This is a genomic window from Salmonella sp. SAL00672, assembly GCF_046552175.1.
Classification (GTDB): Bacteria; Pseudomonadota; Gammaproteobacteria; order Enterobacterales; family Enterobacteriaceae; genus Salmonella; species Salmonella enterica.
On sequence record NZ_JBGDUQ010000008.1, the window covers coordinates 127,151 to 145,787 of the forward strand.

An 18,637-nucleotide genomic window follows, 5' to 3' on the forward strand; every position below is an offset into this window, starting at 1 on the left:
GCTTATTGTCCTGCTATCTGATGAAGGGCGGTAATGACCCGATCAAAGTCACTCTCGGTCATGTCCGGGAAGAGCGGCAGTGAGCAGATCCGCTCGCTGTTCCACTCGGTGTCAGGCAGCGTGAGCGTTGGGAAACGTTCGCGATAATATTTTTGCGTATGCGCGGCGCGGAAATGCAGCCCTGTGCCGATGCCTTTCGTTTTCAGCGATGCCATCAGAGCATCCCGGGTAATACCGCAACGGGCTTCATCGACCCGGATAATGAATAAATGCCAGGCGTGAATATGTTCCCACGACGGAAGGCTCAGAGGCTGAAAAGGCAGGTCTGCCATTGCCTGGTGGTACTGCGCTGCGATGGCGGCGCGGCGAGCGTTAAGCGCATCCAGTTTCTGTAACTGAGCAAGCGCGATAGCGGCGTTGAGGTCGGGCAAATTATATTTGTAGCCCGGCGCCAGGACTTCCGCTTGTGGCGCGCGTCCTCCGCTCTGTCGATCCCAGGCATCAACGCCAAGCCCGTGAAACTTGAGACTGCGCAGTTTATCGGCGAATTGCGGGTTATCCGTGACGACGATACCGCCTTCAGCGCAGGTGATGTTCTTAATGGCGTGGAAGGAGAAAATCGCGGTGCCCCGGGCGCCAATGTGGCGACCTTTGTAGCTGGTTCCTGTCGCGTGCGCCGCGTCTTCAATCACCGGGATGCCATAACGCTCGCCAAGAGCGTAAATAGCGTCCAGATCGGCGGGCGCGCCAGCGTAGTGGACGGGGATAATTGCTTTGGTTTGTGGCGTAATCGCGGCTTCGATATGTTCAGGCGTGACCATCAGCGTATCGCGATCGACATCGACCATGACGGGGTTCGCGCCGAGTAAAACGATCATATTTAGCGTAGAAACCCACGTCATTGACGGTGTAATGACCTCGTCGCCTTCACCAATGCCCAGCGCCATCAACGCGATGTGCATACCGGCAGTGGCTGAACTGACGGCAACGGCATATTGATTGCCTGTTAGCCGACAAAATGCCGCTTCCAGTTCCTGATTTTTCGGGCCGGTTGTTATCCAACCTGAGTCCAGTACGGTCTTAACGGCAGCGAGCTCTTCCGCGCCCATCGCCGGACGGGAGAAAGGCAAAAAGTCCGACATCATTTTTCCTTCAGCCATTGAAAGCCGCTTTTCAAATATTTCGGCAATAGAAAAGGGCTTATTTTTTAACGCATTTAGCTGAACCCTACTGGATGAAGATTAAATTAACATTAAGAAATTAAGGTGAAGTAAAAAGATAATTTTTAACGGAATTATGCTTTGCTTTCGCCGAAAGTTTAAGGCATTTTATGCATGCCCAAAAGCTGTTTTTATGTTTCTGGTCTGGTCTTCCGTCGCGGAATTTCATTTTAATTGTATTGCTATTAAGTTAGCTGCACTGTCTGCCTGAGAGGTTAATGTGCTGGCATTTACCCTACGCTTTATTAAAAACAAACGCTATCTCGCGACTCTGGCGGGGGCGTTGGTTATTATCGCCGGGTTGACCTCACAACATGCCTGGAGTGGTAACGGTCTACCGCAGATTAACGGTAAAGCGCTGGCGGCGCTGGCGAAGCAGCATCCGGTAGTCGTGTTATTCCGCCATGCCGAGCGGTGCGATCGTTCCGATAATACCTGCCTGTCAGACAGCACGGGGATTACGGTCAAGGGTGCGCAAGATGCCAGAGCGCTGGGTAAAGCCTTCAGTGCCGATATACAAAATTACAATCTCTATTCCAGTAATACGGTGCGCACCATCCAGTCGGCAACCTGGTTTTCTGCGGGCAGGTCGCTTACGGTGGATAAAAAAATGATGGATTGCGGCAGCGGTATTTATGCTTCAATCAATACGTTACTGAAAAAGTCGCAGAATAAAAATATAGTCATTTTTACCCATAATCATTGTTTGACGTATATTGCAAAAAATAAGCGCGGCGTAAAGTTTGATCCGGACTATCTTAATGCGCTCGTTATGCATGCGGAAAACGGAAAACTCTTTTTAGATGGTGAATTTGTTCCCGGCTAGCCGCATGTTAAAAGCGTAAAGACAGCCTGAAGCGGCTGTCGTCATTATAATAACCCTTTCAATGCTAATGTGTGGCGTGTCGCTGCATTCAAATCATACAGCGCCAGTTCTTCTGGCTTGACCCAGGCGTAGTCCTGAAATTCGTCGTTAATACATATATCGCGGTTAGCGGAAACACAGTCGAAGATGAGATAAATCATATAAATCTCTTCTTGTCTGCCATCAGCGTAGGTTTTAACGCGGATATCGTCGCGAAAGGTCCACGGCGTAATATCGCTCAGAATCAGTTGTTCGCCGAGTTCTTCCCGAATCTCCCGACGCAGCGCCTCTTCAATGCGTTCGCCTGGCTCGACCCCGCCGCCCGACAGCGCCCACTGACCGGGAAAGACGCCGCGGTTGTCGGCCATTTTGCACAGCAGATAACAGCCATCATTTTGAATTAATGGGCAAACTATAGTTCGTTGACGCATAAGTCGCTTCCTTAAACCACCAGGTCGTCAGCTTAACAAATCATTCTGCGAAATTCTTTGTGAAAAATGGAAGCGATAACGCAGACTGCGTTTTTTGTTAATCCTGTTGATGCAGGCGTCGCCATGTGATGGCGCAATGATGCGGCATGGCGAAAGTAGTATTTCGTTACAATATGTTTTTGGAATGGTTTTTTAGTGCATTGATTCCTCAGCGTCTGGCAGTACAATTCTGCCGTTTTGGGGAGTTTTTCTTTATGTGCTTGCTGGAAAGGGTAAAAATGAAAAAAAGCATATTATTAGGTTTTGCCGGAATGCTGTTCGTTTCTGCATCGGCGCAGGCCATCAGTATTAGCGGCCAGGCGGGCGAAGATTACACCAACATTGGCGTGGGTTTTGGTACGGAATCGACGGGACTGGCGCTAAGCGGCAACTGGATGCACAACGATGATGATGGCGACGCTGCGGGCGTGGGTCTGGGGCTGAACATTCCGGTGGGACCGCTGCTGGCGACGGTCGGCGGTAAAGGTATTTATACCAATCCAAAAGACAGCGATGAAGGCTATGCGGCGGCTGTCGGCGGTGGGCTACAATGGAAAATCGGCAACAGCTTCCGTCTGTTCGGCGAGTATTATTATTCACCAGATTCGCTGTCCAGCGGTATCGACAGCTATGAAGAAGCGAATGCAGGCGCGCGTTTCACCATTATGCGCCCGCTGAGCATTGAAGCCGGTTATCGTTACCTGAACCTGGCGGGTAAAGACGGCAACCGCGATAATGCGATTGCTGACGGCCCTTATGTTGGCGTAAACGCCAGCTTTTGATGCTAACGGCGCGGCAATCGTCGCGCCATATTCCTCCTGTTCCCGTCATTCTTCTTTCCACGTCATATTCGTCTTTGCGTTATAGTGTTTTCATCATAAGAGCAGGAGAACACAATGCTAAATGTGGAAATGCTATCCACCGGGGATGAGGTGTTGCACGGACAAATCGTTGACACCAATGCCGCCTGGCTGGCTGATTTTTTCTTTCATCAGGGCGTTCCGTTATCACGGCGAAATACGGTAGGCGATAATCTGGACAGTCTGGTCGCTATCTTGCGTGAACGCAGTCAACATGCTGATGTTTTGATTGTTAATGGCGGGTTAGGGCCGACCAGCGATGATTTAAGCGCGCTCGCCGCGGCAACGGCAAAAGGCGAAGGATTAGTACTGCACCAGGCGTGGCTGACCGAAATGGAACGCTACTTTCAGCAGCGTGGCCGCGTGATGGCGCCGAGCAACCGTAAACAGGCGGAACTGCCTGCCAGCGCGGAGTTTATTAATAATCCGGTCGGCACTGCCTGTGGATTTGCGCTACAGCTCAACCGCTGCCTGATGTTTTTCACCCCCGGCGTACCGTCGGAATTTAAGGTTATGGTGGAGAAGGAAATCTTACCGCGGTTACGCGCGCGTTTTTCGCTGCCGGAGCCGCCGCTTTGCCTGCGGTTAACGACTTTTGGACGTTCAGAAAGTGACCTCGCGCAGCGTCTCGATTCACTGCCGTTGCCGCCCGGCGTGACGATGGGGTATCGCTCATCAATGCCGATCATTGAACTGAAATTGACCGGCCCGGCTACGCAACGGGAGGCGATGCTGGCGTTATGGCCAGAGGTCAAACGGGTTGCCGGGCAGAACCTGATTTTTGAAGGTACGGAAAACCTGCCGGCGCAAATAGCCCGCCGCCTGCAGGAAAGGCAGTTGAGTCTGACGTTGAGCGAGCAATACACCAGCGGCTTACTGGCGCTACAGCTTTCCCGCGCCGGGGCGCCTGTTCTTGCCAGCGAAGTCGTTCCTTCTCAGGAAGAGACGCTGGCGCAAACGGCGCACTGGACGACAGAACGGCGCAGCAATCATTATGCCGGTCTGGCGCTGGCCGTGTCGGGGCTGGAAAACGAACATCTTAATTTCGCGCTGGCGACGCCGGATGGCACGTATGCCTTACGCGTGCGTTTTAGCGCCAATCGGTATAGCCTGGCAATACGTCAGGAGGTCTGCGCGATGATGGCGCTAAATATGCTGCGCCGCTGGCTTAATGGCGAGGACATTACCAGCGAGCATGGCTGGATAGACGTGGTTGAATCATTGACATCATAATCCCTTTCTCTTATCTGCGATGGGAACGACATCGTGAGCCGGATAAGGCCGCTATGCCATTATCCGGCAATATCATCTGCTTTTTTGTCCAGCCAATTGTACTGAATACAAAGTAATACGTGCGTTAATTCACATTTATATGGTTAACCCTTCCACTCCGTTGGAAGGCGGATAAGCTTTGACGCGCTTCACAATTTTTTCCCTACTGACCTTTCACACTGATTCCAGTGTCTCAGACTGGAGTCCAATATGTTGGAATCAAGTAAAGTCCCGGCTCTTACTCGCGCAATCGACATCCTCAATTTGATCGCGCGTATTGGCCCATGCAGCGCGGCAATCATTATTGAAACGCTGCGTATTCCAAAAAGCACCGCGTACCTGCTGTTGAATGAATTAAAACGTCAGCGATTTATTAGCCTCGATCATCAGGATAACTACTGCCTGTGGACTAAGCTCGTTGAATTGTCGGGTCATGCGCTCAGCAAGATGGATCTGCGGGAGCTGGCGCGTCCTCGTCTAACACAACTGATGGATGAAACCGGGCTGCTGTGTCACTTGGGGATCATCGACCACGAAAATGCGTATTACATACTGAAAGTGGAATCCTCATCCACTATCAGCGTGCGCTCGCATGAGGGGAAAAGCCTCTCTCTTTATCGTTCCGGCATCGGCAAATGCCTGCTGGCATGGCAGCCGGCCGCCGTACGCAAAGCCATTATTGAACAACTGGTATGGGAGCGAGCCACGCTGACCACCATCACCGAGCCGCAACAATTGAATGATGAGCTGGAACGCATTCGCCAGCGAGGATGGAGCTTTGATAACGGGGAGGATTATCCGGATGTCCGCTGCGTTGCCGCACCGGTATTTAATGCCAGAAACGAACTGACCGCGGCAATTTCAGTGGTCGGCACGCGCCTGCAAATCAACGAAGAGAATCTTGATTATTTGGCCGGTAAAGCTATTGCCTGTGCCAAAGATATTTCACGCCTGTTGGGATGGAAAAGTCCCTTCGACTCACTCGCATCTTAAAATGGAGAATATTATGACTCTTCCTAAAATTAAACACGTTCGAGCCTGGTTTATTGGGGGCGCTACCGCAGAGAAAGGGGCTGGCGGCGGGGATTATCACGACCAGGGAGGAAATCACTGGATTGATGACCATATCGCCACTCCCATGAGCAAATATCGCGACTATGAGCAGTCTCGTCAGTCTTTTGGGATCAACGTGTTAGGGACGCTGATTGTCGAAGTAGAGGCGGAAAATGGGCAGACGGGGTTCGCCGTTTCGACAGCAGGGGAGATGGGCTGTTTTATCATAGAAAAACATCTTAACCGGTTTATTGAAGGCAAATGCGTAAGCGATATCAAACTTATTCACGATCAGATGCTCGGCGCGACCATGTACTACTCCGGTTCCGGCGGTCTGGTGATGAACACGATTTCCTGTGTGGATCTGGCGCTGTGGGATCTGTTTGGCAAGGTGGTTGGGCTGCCGGTTTATAAATTGCTGGGCGGAGCGGTGCGCGATGAAATTCAGTTTTACGCCACCGGCGCACGCCCGGATCTGGCTAAAGAAATGGGCTTTATCGGCGGTAAAATGCCGACTCACTGGGGACCGCACGATGGTGATGCGGGGATCCGTAAAGATGCCGCGATGGTGGCGGATATGCGTGAAAAGTGCGGGCCGGATTTCTGGCTGATGCTCGACTGCTGGATGAGTCAGGATGTGAACTATGCGACTAAACTGGCTCACGCCTGTGCGCCATTTAATCTCAAATGGATTGAAGAGTGTCTGCCGCCGCAGCAGTATGAAGGCTATCGCGAATTAAAACGCAACGCGCCTGCAGGGATGATGGTTACCAGCGGCGAACACCATGGTACGCTGCAATCCTTCCGCACTCTGGCAGAAACCGGCATTGATATTATGCAGCCGGATGTTGGCTGGTGCGGCGGATTAACCACGCTGGTTGAGATCGCCGCGCTTGCCAAATCGCGCGGGCAACTGGTGGTGCCGCACGGTTCGTCTGTCTATTCGCACCATGCAGTTATTACTTTCACTAATACCCCTTTCAGCGAGTTCCTGATGACCAGCCCGGACTGCTCCACCCTGCGTCCGCAATTTGACCCGATTCTCCTGGATGAGCCGGTGCCGGTGAATGGACGCATCCATAAATCAGTGCTGGATAAGCCGGGCTTCGGCGTCGAGCTTAACCGTGACTGTCACTTGAAACGCCCTTATAGCCACTAATAACTCGTGCGTTGCCTTTGTACGGCAACGCCCTCATCCTGTTGAGGATATTGCTATGAGCATCACTTTACTTGACGGCGTAGTGAAGAAAAACCGCGCACGTTTAATTCCTTTTATGTTGGCGCTGTATGTACTGGCGTTTCTGGATCGTTCAAATATTGGTTTTGCCAAAGAGACCTATCAGATAGATACCGGGCTAAGTAATGAAGCCTACGCGCTAGGGGCCGGTATTTTCTTTGTGGTTTACGCTTTCCTTGGCGTACCGGCTAACCTGCTGATGCGCAAATTTGGCGCAAGAACCTGGATCGGCACGACTACCCTGCTGTGGGGCTTTCTCTCTGCTGCGATGGCCTGGGCGGATAGTGAAGCAAAATTTCTGATAATCCGCACGCTATTGGGCGCGGCGGAGGCTGGATTTTTCCCCGGCATGATCTATCTAACTTCACAATGGTTCCCGCAGCGTAACCGTGCCAGCATTATGGGGCTATTTTATATGGGCGCGCCGCTGGCGTTAACGTTGGGTTCGCCGCTCTCCGGCGCTCTGCTGGAGATGCATGGTTTTATGGGGCACCCGGGATGGTTCTGGATGTTCGTTATCGAAGGCCTACTGGCGATTGGCGCAGGGATATTCACCTTTTTCTGGCTTGATGACACTCCGCAGCAGGCGCGTTTTCTTAGCCTGGAAGAAAAGAACGCGCTTATCAGGCAACTGGCGAGCGAAGAAGAGAAAAAGGTCACGTCAAGGCTTGCGGATGCGCTGCGTAATGGACGCGTCTGGCAACTGGCTATTATTTATCTGACGATTCAGGTGGCGGTATACGGACTCATCTTTTTCCTGCCGACCCAGGTTGCCGCGCTATTGGGCACTAAAGTGGGCTTTACCGCTTCGGTGGTAACAGCGGTTCCCTGGGTGGCGGCTTTGCTTGGCACATGGCTTATTCCTCGCTACTCCGACCGTACCGGCGATCGCCGTAACGTTGCGGCAGTGACGTTACTGGCTGCGGGTATTGGCATTGGCCTGTCAGGTCTGGTTTCTCCGGTGCTCGCTATTCTGGCGCTCTGTGTTGCAGCAGTAGGATTTATTGCCGTTCAGCCCGTATTCTGGACCATGCCGACGCAGCTACTTTCCGGTACGGCTCTGGCGGCAGGAATTGGTTTCGTTAATCTGTTTGGCGCTGTGGGCGGTTTTATTGCCCCAATTCTGCGCGTAAAAGCGGAAACGTTGTTTGCCAGCGATGCGGCGGGCCTGCTGACGCTGGCCGGAGTCGCCATCATTGGCTCATTAATTATCTTCACGCTGAGCGTTAATCGTCCGGTGGCGCAATCCGGCGCTGCGCATCATTAATCTTATCTACGTTGTAAGGATCGCTATGAACGCATTGTTATCAAATCCTTTTAAAGAAGGATTACGTAAAGGGGATACGCAAATTGGTTTGTGGCTCAGTTCAACCACCTCTTATATGGCGGAGATTGCGGCGACGTCGGGTTATGACTGGTTGTTAATAGATGGCGAGCACGCGCCTAATACGGTGCAGGACTTGTATCATCAGTTACAGGCCATCGCCCCATACGCCAGCCAGCCGGTGATTCGCCCGATCGAGGGAAGTAAAGCGCTCATTAAACAGGTACTGGACATCGGGGCGCAAACGCTACTGATCCCGATGGTTGACACCGCAGAACAGGCGCGCCAGGTCGTTTCCGCTACCCGATACCCGCCGTTGGGGCAACGAGGCGTTGGCGCGAGCGTGGCGCGTGCGGCGCGCTGGGGGAGAATCGACAACTATATGGCACAGGCCAATGAGTCGCTCTGCCTGTTGGTGCAGGTTGAAAGCAAAGTGGCGCTGGAAAACCTTGACGCGATTCTGGAGGTTGAAGGCATTGATGGCGTCTTTATCGGTCCGGCAGATCTCTCTGCTTCATTGGGTTACCCCGATAATGCCGGACACCCGGAAGTGCAGCGGATCATTGAAGCGTGTATTTATCGTATTCGCGCCGCCGGAAAAGCGGCGGGTTTTTTGGCGGTCGATCCGGCAATGGCGCAGAAATGTCTGGCGTGGGGCGCGAATTTTGTCGCGGTCGGGGTAGATACGATGCTCTACACCGAGGCGCTGGACAGCAGGTTGGCGATGTTTAAATCTGTTCAGTCAGTAAGCACGGCAAAACGTAGTTATTGAGAAAAATGCCGGATGGCACGTATGCCTTACGCATGCGTCTTAGCGCCTATCGGTATAGTCTGGCAATACGTCAGGAGGTTTGTGCGGTGATGGCGCTAAATATGCTGCGCCGTTGGCTTAATGGCGAGGACATTACCAGCGAGCATGGCTGGATAGACGTGGTTGAATCATTGACGGCATAGAACTTTTAGTGGGAAGGCTTGGCCTTCCCATCCTTATATACTTATAAATTCTTCGCAGAGCATCATTTCAGGATAAGAGCCTAATGGGATAGGCTCTAAGTACTCACCATTACTGGAGACTGTATTCATATATTTGCCGCCGGGTTTGGGTGTTAAATAGTGCTTGTTCTTCTACTGAAAGCGTTAAGAATTTTTCCGCAAATTCTCGTAGTGTGGTAACAGGATCGTTTTGTCCGGCATTCGATAAGAGTTGAATTGTATGGTAACAAAATAGACCACAGCCGTTGGGTACATTGTTCTGTAAATTCATTTCAATAAAATTAACCTCATCGCTTTCTGATATGCCTGCAATTTTTGCTGCTTCTATAATCTCTTGCTTAGTATTTTCATTTAAATCATAATAAGTATTAAATATAAGGCATTTTATTTTTTCTGCAAGTTTATAAAATAAACAGAGAAGCCAGTGATCTCCTGTATTTACCAGGAAGACTTCATTGTGAGATAATCCTGATTGAGAAATCTTTTCAAGTAGCTGAGTGCTTAATATATTTTCTTTGGTGGTAGGATGAATCAGCCCAATAGGATAGTTTACCGAGAGAAGAGGTGATTCTTGAACCAGACCTTGCGTTGCAGCTGCTAGCTCATCTGACGACAACATTCGCGCACCACACCAAAGATTTTCAACTCCTACCTGTTCTTGATCTGTCTGAGCGAACTGGTCGCCCATAATTTTATGTGCTATTCCTATTTTTTTAGAAAGGTCGGTTGTCGCGGAACCTGCCATATAAAGTAATCTGGAAGGGGCATGTAGCTTTTTCCACTCAGTATTATCTTTTGTTATATCGTTATTGGCGATTTGATGTAATACAAGGCAAGCCTGATTGATTTTTTTGTCTATATCTGGTGATCCCGATCTTTTTCCGCTAAAGAGATCAAAAAGAAATTTCTCAACTCTATGCCCCAGGTCATCGTTGCGTAACGCAAGATTGCATAACAGATCAATACAATTCTGATCACCGTTCTCTACGGCGCTAAACAACAATGTAAGCGCCTCATCGCTCACCTCTTCTGTATATAAGCTGTGAAATTGCGGTATGCTCAATCGGTAAAGTGAATTTACACATATATTCATTTTGCTCTGTTTCCTGGTAAGTGAAAGTAGCGAATATGATGTAATGTATAATTATTTGTAAAAATATTATTATTAGCGGGGGATATATTAAATCAGGCATAGACCTGATTTTCTTATTATTCACATAACACTCAATTATTATTGGGGATATTCAGTTATCCCCCTCTTTAAAGGAGGCTGGTAACGCGTCGATACAAGAGATATTGCTCTATAAACAGTAACGTCGTTATCTGTCATGCCACCGTGGGTTAGCGGTCATGGTTAACCAAATAGGGCAGGTTATTGCAAAGAGACATCCGCGTTTATACCCAAAATAATCCGTAGCCAACACATAAGCAACTTGAAGTATGAAGGGTATATGTCTGATGGAAAATCGGCCCTGGTGAGTAGGGTAATGGCGCCGGAGGGGCTCCGGCGCTTTTTACTTAGCCGAGCGCCTGGGCCAGTAGCGTAATGGGGTGTTCGCAGCGTTTGCTTGTAGACATCTCAATTTGCCACTTACAGGTTTCACAATCGGTGACGACAATGTCGGCGCCGCTCTCTTCAATCTGGCGGAACAGTGGCGCGCCGATGGACTGTGATGTCGGATAGTTTTCCTTTTTAAATCCATACGTACCGGCAATGCCGCAGCACTGTGAATCAAGTACCGTCAATTCAAGCCCCGGAATTTGCCGCAACAGTTCAAGCGTGTAAAGCGTCCAGCCCATTTTTTCCATATGACACGGCGTATGGTAGACCACTTTCAGCGGCAAAGGATTAAGCGGCAGCGTTTTCCCGGCATCCAGTTTGCGCCATAGCCAGCGGGTGGCCAGCTCGATATGTTCGCGCAGCCCGGCGTTGTCCACGTCCAGCACTTCAGGATATTCATCGCGCAACGCAAACGTACAGGTGGATGACGTGGCGATGACCGGAATACCTTTGACGGCAATCGCCTCGCGTAACGACTCCACATTGCTGATAGCCTGTTTGCGAGCTTTATCCGTAAAACCGTTAGCGATCAGCGGTACGCCGCAACACTTCTCTTTACTCAGTAACTGTACGCCAGTACCCATTGCGTTCAGCACCTTAATCAGATCTTTTCCGAGCTGCGGATGGTTGTAATTCACAAAACAGCCATGGAAAAAGGCGACCTGATCTTTGTATTTAGCCTGCTGCGCCGCCACGCTACGATACCAGCGGCGGAAGGTGCCGAAAGAGTATTTTGGTAAGGTGCGGCGATGATCGATTTTGAGCGCGTAATCAAGCAACTGGCGCACTGGCTTTAATGCGGTGGCGGTATTGACCACCGGCGCGAACGGCGTTGAAACGCTGCCCATCAGATCGGTATGGCTGAGAATAAAATTACGCAATGACGGGCGCGTCGTATCGTATTTCGCGCGGGCGCGCTGGATGATATCGCCAATCTTCACGTCCGACGGACAGGCGACCTCACACCGTTTGCAGTTAATGCAATATTTCAGCGCCTCATCATACAGTGCGCCGTCTTTCAGACGCAGGCGCTCGCCATCCGGTCCGGCCTGTTTAGGGCCAGGGGAGCCAGGATTAACGCGGCTGACCGGGCACGCGGTGGTGCACACCGTACATTTAATACAACTTTCAAAACGTGTGTCGCTCATTGCTGTTCTCCTGCACGCTCAGCGATATGGTGCGCGGCCTGGAGGGCGCTGACTGCGCAGACACCGCCGCCGCATCCCTCAGCTATAGGATCGAATCCCGCCAGCACAGAACCTATTGCATACAGATTTTCTACCGTGTTGCCCGCAAGGGAGGGGCGGAAGGCGTCATCCGTCACGACGCCAAACTGCTGCCAGGGCTGTGGGTCGAAGAAATGTTGTTGATACCATTCGGCGCGGGTGGCCGTTTGCTGTACGTCGAGCCCTAAAATAGGTTCGCGGATCCCTTCGCGCTCGGCAACCAGACCGCTACTAAAGAAGCTACCGCTGGCAAGTACGGCAAAACGCGGGCGCAGTGGGATATCGGCATGGTTGCGGGTCCATATTTCGCTCACGGTACCGCGACGGCAGGTGACTTTCTTCACTTCATCGCCCGGCATCCAGATGCCGCCCTGACGGACAAACTGGCGCTGGAGCTGATTGTGCAGACGAATACCGAGCACCGATGGCGGCAGCGTCGGCAGCAGCGTGAGCGCGCAGGGCAGACGTTCGTTAAGCCAGCGCCACAGCGTATCGTTCGCCAGCCCGAAACAGGCGGGCATGATGATCATGTCGCAGTTTGTCGCTATTGGCGACAGCGCGTCGTACAGCAGCGGCCATTTTTCTTCGTTATCAAGCAGACGCGCAATATTGACCGCGCGAAATTCCGTCGGGTTATCACGCAGTACGTCCAGTTCCGGAAGGTCGATTTCTGCGGTTTCCACGTTGAGGTCGCGTTGGCGCAGCGACGCTGCCGCAAGGTGCGCCTGGAAATCCAGTAATCCGCTAACGCCGATGACGCAAATTCGCTGTGCGGATAACGGCCAGACCGGTACTTCCGGCGAGCTAAGCCAGGTTGAACGCAATGTGCCAAGCGGCGTGACACGCTGGTGCGCCTGCTGTACGTCACCGTATAACTGCGCGCCGCTGGCGTTAAGTAGCGTTTGCGCCTGTTGCGCCAGCGTAAGGACTTTTTGCGCGCCTAAACGCGAATAAGGATGTTCAGGCGCCTGGCGGCACAGCGCATCAAGCCCGGCGGTAATGTCGGTCACCGGTTGGCCGTCGGGCAGGGCGCTGAGTAGATCCAGCGAGCCGGAGGAAAAATGCAGCGCGCTTTGTCCGCGGGTGACGATGGCGCAGCGTAATCCATGCTGCTGGAGTTGCAGTCCGCATAGCAAACCGGCGAGACCGCCGCCCATAATAACCGTATCAAATTTCATCCTGGTGCTCCTTCTCCAGACCGCATAATCCCTGATAAACCCAGCGCGTGAATTCGCTTTCGCGCAGCGCGTCTCCCCAGGCGACAGGTTGTACGCCTTTCCAGCGCTCATTCAGAAATTCAGAGAGTTGCGTAATAGATTGCGCCGCGGTCGTCACATTAAAACGCTGCAATAGCCCGGCTGCGCGGCAGGCGCATAGCTCGCCCTGGCAAGTGCCCATCCCTACGCGGGTGCGACGGCGCAGATCCAGCAGGCTATTCACGGTTAAGTTTTCGACGGCATACTGCACTTCCCCCGCCGTGACGGCCTCGCATTCACAGACCAGGCTACGGTGTTGGCGGCCTTCACTCAGCCACCCCGGCGTGCGATCGCCATGCCGATAAACCGCCGATCCGCGTAGCGGCGCGGGAAGCGAGATAATGCGTTTCAGCGTATGTTCCGTAGACTCTTTTGAGCCAGGCAACGGCGTATCCGCCGTGATGCAGGGGCGAGTATTGCCCAACTTGCGGCACACGGCATCGGTCGCCCATTCCGCCATCAGGCGGTAAGTCATTAGCTTCCCGCCGGTAATGGTAATGAAGCCTTCAAGCCCGTCGCGCTCGGCGTGGTCGAACAACACAATACCGCGGCTGACGTTACGACCACTGGGATCGTCATCGCTGGCCACCAGCGGGCGGACGCCGGAATACGCGCGCAGAATACGCGTCTTCGCCATGACAGGGGCCAGTTTTTCCCCTTCACGCAGCAGGATATCGACTTCATCTGCGGTGACGCGGTTGCTGTCTATCTCATTGTAATCAATATGGGTAGAGGTAGTGCCGATCAGTGAAATCGTATCGCCAGGTACCAGAATGTCGGCATCCGATGGTTTCCGGCAGCGGTTAATGACATGCTGGTTGATCCGATGGTCCATGATCAACAGCGAGCCTTTCGCCGGGAACATGCGAATACTCAGGTCGGCGTATTCGGCGATCCGTTGCCCCCAGATACCTGCCGCATTGACCACCACCGGCGCGTGAAGCGTCTGAGTTTCGCCAGTGAGATGGTTGCGCACATGGACGCCGCAGACCGTTGCGCCTTCACGAATGAGCCCGGTCACTTCATGCGCCGTTAACACGATTGCGCCATGTTCTCTGGCATCCAACATATTGGCGGCGGTAAGGCGGAAAGGGTCCACGGTGCCATCCGGCACTTTTACCGCACCGATGAGCGCAGGGTTAACGGAAGGTTCGATGATGCGAGCCTGCTGCGGATCGATGGCTTCAGCGCGAATGCCTGCCGCTTCACAGGCGCGAATAAAGGTGGCCTGAAACGCAAGATCATCTTCCGGCAACGTAATAAACAGACCATCCGTCGGTTCGACGCAATGGCGGGCGATCCGTTTTAAAATCTGGTTTTCACTAATGCACTCGCGCGCGGATTCCGCGTCGGTAACCGCATAACGAGCGCCGCTGTGCAGCAGCCCGTGGTTACGCCCGGTTGCGCCAGTCGCTATATCATGCCGCTCCACCAGAATGACACGTAAACCGCGCAGCGCGCAGTCGCGGGCGATCCCTGCGCCTGTTGCTCCACCGCCAATGATAATCACGTCACTTGCTTGCGAGTCGCGAGTTTTCATTGTTTTTCCTCACAGTTCGTTTTTTATCATTTAGCCATACAAATCATATGGAATGTTTGATTTCGCGCATAATCGCTCACTATTCGAAAATGAAACGTGATTTCGTGCGCCTTTCTGAACATTAGTCATAAATCTGTAACAATATGTGCTGTAATTCACATTAACGTGACGTATCTTTACTTAACATCGCGGCCACACTGGGAGCAGCGGGGTTGTTTGAACAAACTGCGGTGTTTACCTCTAAATAAAATACGGGCCACGGAGGCTACAATATGTTGAGTATTTTTAAACCAGCGCCGCATAAAGCGCGCTTGCCAGCGGCGGAGATTGATCCGACCTATCGCCGATTACGCTGGCAGATTTTCCTGGGGATATTCTTTGGCTATGCCGCGTATTATCTGGTGCGCAAGAACTTTGCCCTCGCGATGCCCTACCTGGTAGAACAGGGTTTTTCACGCGGCGATCTGGGCTTTGCGCTGTCCGGGATTTCCATCGCTTATGGTTTTTCGAAATTTATAATGGGTTCGGTGTCCGATCGCTCGAATCCGCGCGTTTTTCTGCCGGCAGGGTTGATTCTGGCCGCAGCAGTCATGTTGTTTATGGGCTTTGTGCCGTGGGCGACATCCAGCATCGCCGTGATGTTTGTGCTGTTGTTCCTTTGCGGCTGGTTCCAGGGGATGGGGTGGCCGCCGTGCGGACGTACGATGGTTCACTGGTGGTCGCAGAAAGAACGCGGCGGCATTGTGTCGGTCTGGAACTGTGCGCATAACGTCGGCGGCGGGATCCCGCCACTGCTGTTCCTGCTGGGGATGGCGTGGTTTAACGACTGGAAAGCGGCGCTCTATATGCCAGCCTTTGGCGCGATTGTGGTGGCGCTGTTCGCTTTCGCAATGATGCGCGATACGCCGCAATCCTGCGGTCTGCCGCCTATCGAAGAGTATAAAAACGACTATCCGGACGACTACAACGAAAAAGCGGAAGAAGAGCTGACTGCGAAGCAGATCTTCATGCAGTACGTACTGCCGAACAAATTACTATGGTATATCGCTATCGCCAACGTGTTCGTCTACCTGCTGCGCTACGGTATCCTCGACTGGTCGCCGACCTACCTGAAAGAAGTGAAGCATTTCGCACTGGATAAATCCTCCTGGGCCTACTTCCTGTATGAATACGCGGGTATTCCGGGCACGCTGCTGTGTGGCTGGATGTCGGATAAAGTCTTCCGCGGCAACCGCGGTGCGACCGGCGTGTTCTTTATGACCCTGGTGACTATCGCGACCATCGTTTACTGGATGAACCCGGCAGGAAACCCGAACGTTGATATGGCTTGTATGATTATCATCGGCTTCCTGATCTACGGCCCGGTAATGTTGATCGGTCTGCACGCGCTGGAACTGGCGCCGAAAAAAGCGGCGGGTACGGCGGCGGGCTTTACCGGTCTGTTTGGTTACCTGGGCGGTTCTGTCGCTGCAAGCGCCATTGTGGGTTATACCGTTGACTTCTTCGGTTGGGATGGCGGCTTTATGGTGATGATTGGCGGCAGCATTCTGGCGGTAATCCTGCTGGTAGTCGTGATGATTGGTGAAAAACGCCATCATGATGAGCTGCAGTTAAAACGCAACGGAGGCTAATAACATGAAAACCACACTGAAAAACCTTAGCGTGGCGTTAATGTTGGCAGGAATGACCATCGGAAGCGGCGCTGTGGCGGCTGAAAAAGTCGTTATCGCCCACCGTGGCGCCAGCGGTTATCTGCCGGAGCATACGCTACCAGCGAAAGCGATGGCGTATGCGCAAGGGGCAGATTATCTGGAACAGGATTTAGTGATGACAAAGGACGACCATCTGGTCGTCCTCCATGACCACTACCTTGACCGGGTGACTGACGTCGCTGACCGTTTTCCGGACCGGGCGCGTAAAGATGGGCGCTATTACGCTATCGATTTTACGCTGGATGAAATTAAATCCCTGAAGTTTACCGAAGGGTTTGATATTGAAAACGGCAAAAAAGTACAAACTTATCCGGGCCGTTTCCCGATGGGAAAATCTGATTTCCGCATTCATACCTTTGAAGAGGAAATTGAATTCGTTCAGGGATTAAATCACTCTACCGGTAAAAATATCGGTATTTATCCGGAAATTAAAGCGCCGTGGTTCCATCATCAGGAAGGGAAAGATATTGCCGCGAAAACGCTGGAAGTGCTGAAGAAGTATGGTTACACCGGCAAGCAGGACAATGTCTATTTGCAGTGTTTTGATGTCGCTGAGCTGAAACGTATTAAGAATGAACTGGAACCCAAAATGGGGATGGATCTCAATCTGGTTCAACTTATTGCGTATACCGACTGGAATGAAACACAGCAGAAACAGCCGGACGGTCGTTGGGTAAATTACAACTACGACTGGATGTTTAAGCCGGGCGCTATGAAGCAGGTGGCGGAATATGCGGACGGTATTGGTCCGGATTACCATATGCTGGTTGCGGAAGGCTCAACGAAAGGGAATATCAAGCTGACTGGAATGGTGCAAGACGCGCATCAGAATAAGATGGTAGTGCATCCTTACACTGTGCGTGCCGATCAATTGCCGGACTATGCCACAGACGTCAATCAGTTGTACGACATCCTGTATAACAAGGCGGGCGTCGACGGGCTGTTCACTGACTTCCCGGATAAGGCGGTTATGTTCCTGCAAAAAAATGACTAAAGGTTTGCCATAGTCGAAGTGACGCGCCGGATGAGGGCATAAACGCCTCATCCGGCCTGGCGCAACGTTTGCCAGCGTAAGTCTGGTAAACGCAATGCCATAGGCGGGGTTGTTTTATAGCAACCCCTCATCGGTCAGTGTTTCCATACATTTTTGTAATAAAAATAACGGACTTCCTTCTACCGGCGGTTCTTTTGCTAACAGGGAAATTTGTCGATAAAAGGTGGGTTCCAGCGCCACGGAGCATAATTTTCCTGTCGTGGCTTTTAAGGTTAATTCTGGCAATAAGGCGATACCTAATCCCTGGCGAATAAAATTCAGCGCAGTATCGGGATGGTTAAATTCATATTTAAATATCGGCTCAATACCCTTTTCTTTAAACAACGCCATAATGCTTAATTCATAACGACCTTTACTGACAATAAGTGGTTCGTCCATCAGTTCTTCGACCGTTACTGTACTATTGGCCGCCAGGGGATGATTTTCAGGCACCACTACGGTGAATTTATCCCGGTAAATGGGGACGCAATACATACCGTTGACCGGAAAAGGAACGAAACCGGCATCAATACTTCCGTCCTGCAGCGAATCAATAATAGCCGTACTGTTCTCTTCATAAGGGATAATTTTTACATTTGGATGATGGCTTTCAAAATAGCGAATGACGCCGGGTAAAATGCAGGCGCAGGCGCTGGGAAAACAGCCAATCCGTAGCGTACGGGCCGGGTTCTTTTTTTCTTGTTCGGCAATCTCTTTTACCGCGTTGACGTCGCGCTGGATCGCGCGTAAGTGCCTGACGATGCGGCTACCGGCGGCGGTAAGCTCAATCTCTTTACGACGCTCACGAATCAATATGTCAACGCCGAGCTCCTCCTCAAGCGCGGAGATGGCCTGGCTGACGGCGGATTGCGTCATGTATAGCCGTTTGCTGGCTTCGGTAAATCCGCCGTACTCCAGTACGGCAAGCAGGGCGTGGATTTGGGTTAGCGTAATTAGTAAAACCTAATCAATATAATTAAAACGATTAATTTTTCTAATAGAGTGCACTTGTTTA

17 protein-coding genes are annotated in these 18,637 nt (G+C 51.9%); 10 read left to right on the top strand and 7 right to left on the bottom strand.

Annotation, left to right across the window (positions count from 1 at the left end; genetic code table 11):
- Positions 1–2: 2 nt before the first annotated feature.
- A complete protein-coding gene (arnB, locus tag ACLJTG_RS18200; protein ID WP_001279284.1) occupies positions 3–1,142 on the bottom strand; it encodes a UDP-4-amino-4-deoxy-L-arabinose aminotransferase in 1,140 nt (379 codons plus the stop codon).
- Between the two features lie 298 nt (positions 1,143–1,440).
- On the opposite strand from arnB, the gene pmrG reads away from it, so the two are divergent.
- Entirely contained in the window at positions 1,441–2,046 is a 606-nt protein-coding gene (gene pmrG, locus ACLJTG_RS18205) for a lipopolysaccharide core heptose(II)-phosphate phosphatase PmrG (RefSeq protein WP_017465977.1), read from the top strand.
- 44 nt (positions 2,047–2,090) lie between these two features.
- On the opposite strand, the gene nudI is transcribed toward pmrG, so the two are convergent.
- Complete coding sequence (gene nudI / locus ACLJTG_RS18210) at positions 2,091–2,516, bottom strand: nucleoside triphosphatase NudI (RefSeq protein ID WP_079951361.1); 426 nt, start codon at positions 2,514–2,516, stop codon at positions 2,091–2,093.
- A gap of 278 nt (positions 2,517–2,794) precedes the next feature.
- On the opposite strand from nudI, the gene ACLJTG_RS18215 reads away from it, so the two are divergent.
- The 7 genes from ACLJTG_RS18215 to ACLJTG_RS18245 all read left to right on the top strand — a co-directional run bounded on the left by ACLJTG_RS18215 (position 2,795) and on the right by ACLJTG_RS18245 (position 9,255).
- Positions 2,795–3,337 carry a YfaZ family protein gene (locus ACLJTG_RS18215; RefSeq protein ID WP_001670658.1) on the top strand — a complete coding sequence of 181 codons (543 nt, stop codon included), beginning with the start codon at positions 2,795–2,797 and terminating at the stop codon, positions 3,335–3,337.
- A 114-nt stretch (positions 3,338–3,451) separates the two neighbouring features.
- Positions 3,452–4,648 (top strand): nicotinamide mononucleotide deamidase-related protein YfaY, encoded by a 1,197-nt coding sequence (locus tag ACLJTG_RS18220; protein ID WP_000935685.1) that lies wholly within the window; start codon positions 3,452–3,454, stop codon positions 4,646–4,648.
- 249 nt (positions 4,649–4,897) lie between these two features.
- Positions 4,898–5,680 carry an IclR family transcriptional regulator gene (locus tag ACLJTG_RS18225; protein ID WP_000894170.1) on the top strand — a complete coding sequence of 261 codons (783 nt, stop codon included), beginning with the start codon at positions 4,898–4,900 and terminating at the stop codon, positions 5,678–5,680.
- A gap of 13 nt (positions 5,681–5,693) precedes the next feature.
- Positions 5,694–6,899 carry an L-rhamnonate dehydratase gene (gene rhmD / locus ACLJTG_RS18230; protein ID WP_111742540.1) on the top strand — a complete coding sequence of 402 codons (1,206 nt, stop codon included), beginning with the start codon at positions 5,694–5,696 and terminating at the stop codon, positions 6,897–6,899.
- Between the two features lie 55 nt (positions 6,900–6,954).
- Positions 6,955–8,244 (top strand): MFS transporter, encoded by a 1,290-nt coding sequence (locus ACLJTG_RS18235; protein ID WP_000028931.1) that lies wholly within the window; start codon positions 6,955–6,957, stop codon positions 8,242–8,244.
- 25 nt (positions 8,245–8,269) lie between these two features.
- The gene (yfaU, locus tag ACLJTG_RS18240) at positions 8,270–9,073 is read left to right on the top strand and encodes a 2-keto-3-deoxy-L-rhamnonate aldolase (RefSeq protein ID WP_000992941.1); all 804 of its coding nucleotides are present in this window, start codon (positions 8,270–8,272) and stop codon (positions 9,071–9,073) included.
- Positions 9,074–9,078: 5 nt separating this feature from the next.
- On the top strand, positions 9,079–9,255 hold the full coding sequence (locus ACLJTG_RS18245; protein ID WP_001112764.1) for a hypothetical protein: 177 nt from the start codon (positions 9,079–9,081) through the stop codon (positions 9,253–9,255).
- 109 nt (positions 9,256–9,364) lie between these two features.
- Here the strand turns inward: ACLJTG_RS18245 and sseL are convergent, their stop codons facing one another.
- From sseL to glpA, 4 genes are all read right to left on the bottom strand, one after another.
- Positions 9,365–10,387: an SPI-2 type III secretion system effector deubiquitinase SseL gene (sseL, locus tag ACLJTG_RS18250; RefSeq protein ID WP_079951358.1), complete on the bottom strand. Its 1,023-nt coding sequence runs from the start codon at positions 10,385–10,387 to the stop codon at positions 9,365–9,367.
- A 425-nt stretch (positions 10,388–10,812) separates the two neighbouring features.
- Entirely contained in the window at positions 10,813–12,003 is a 1,191-nt protein-coding gene (gene glpC / locus ACLJTG_RS18255) for an anaerobic glycerol-3-phosphate dehydrogenase subunit GlpC (protein WP_410959044.1), read from the bottom strand.
- The gene (glpB, locus tag ACLJTG_RS18260; protein ID WP_079951357.1) at positions 12,000–13,259 is read right to left on the bottom strand and encodes a glycerol-3-phosphate dehydrogenase subunit GlpB; all 1,260 of its coding nucleotides are present in this window, start codon (positions 13,257–13,259) and stop codon (positions 12,000–12,002) included. The genes glpC and glpB overlap by 4 nt, the downstream gene beginning before the upstream one ends.
- Positions 13,249–14,877, bottom strand: a complete 1,629-nt coding sequence (gene glpA / locus ACLJTG_RS18265) for an anaerobic glycerol-3-phosphate dehydrogenase subunit A (RefSeq protein ID WP_000857207.1) — start codon at positions 14,875–14,877, stop codon at positions 13,249–13,251. Before glpA ends, glpB begins: the two co-directional genes overlap by 11 nt.
- A 272-nt stretch (positions 14,878–15,149) precedes the next feature.
- On the opposite strand from glpA, the gene glpT reads away from it, so the two are divergent.
- Both glpT and glpQ read left to right on the top strand, forming a co-directional pair.
- Positions 15,150–16,508 carry a glycerol-3-phosphate transporter gene (gene glpT, locus ACLJTG_RS18270; RefSeq protein WP_000948739.1) on the top strand — a complete coding sequence of 453 codons (1,359 nt, stop codon included), beginning with the start codon at positions 15,150–15,152 and terminating at the stop codon, positions 16,506–16,508.
- 4 nt (positions 16,509–16,512) lie between these two features.
- The gene (glpQ, locus tag ACLJTG_RS18275) at positions 16,513–17,583 is read left to right on the top strand and encodes a glycerophosphodiester phosphodiesterase (protein WP_000858952.1); all 1,071 of its coding nucleotides are present in this window, start codon (positions 16,513–16,515) and stop codon (positions 17,581–17,583) included.
- Positions 17,584–17,697: 114 nt separating this feature from the next.
- Here the strand turns inward: glpQ and ACLJTG_RS18280 are convergent, their stop codons facing one another.
- Positions 17,698–18,576: a LysR family transcriptional regulator gene (locus tag ACLJTG_RS18280; RefSeq protein ID WP_000176719.1), complete on the bottom strand. Its 879-nt coding sequence runs from the start codon at positions 18,574–18,576 to the stop codon at positions 17,698–17,700.
- Between the last annotated feature and the right edge of the window lie 61 nt (positions 18,577–18,637).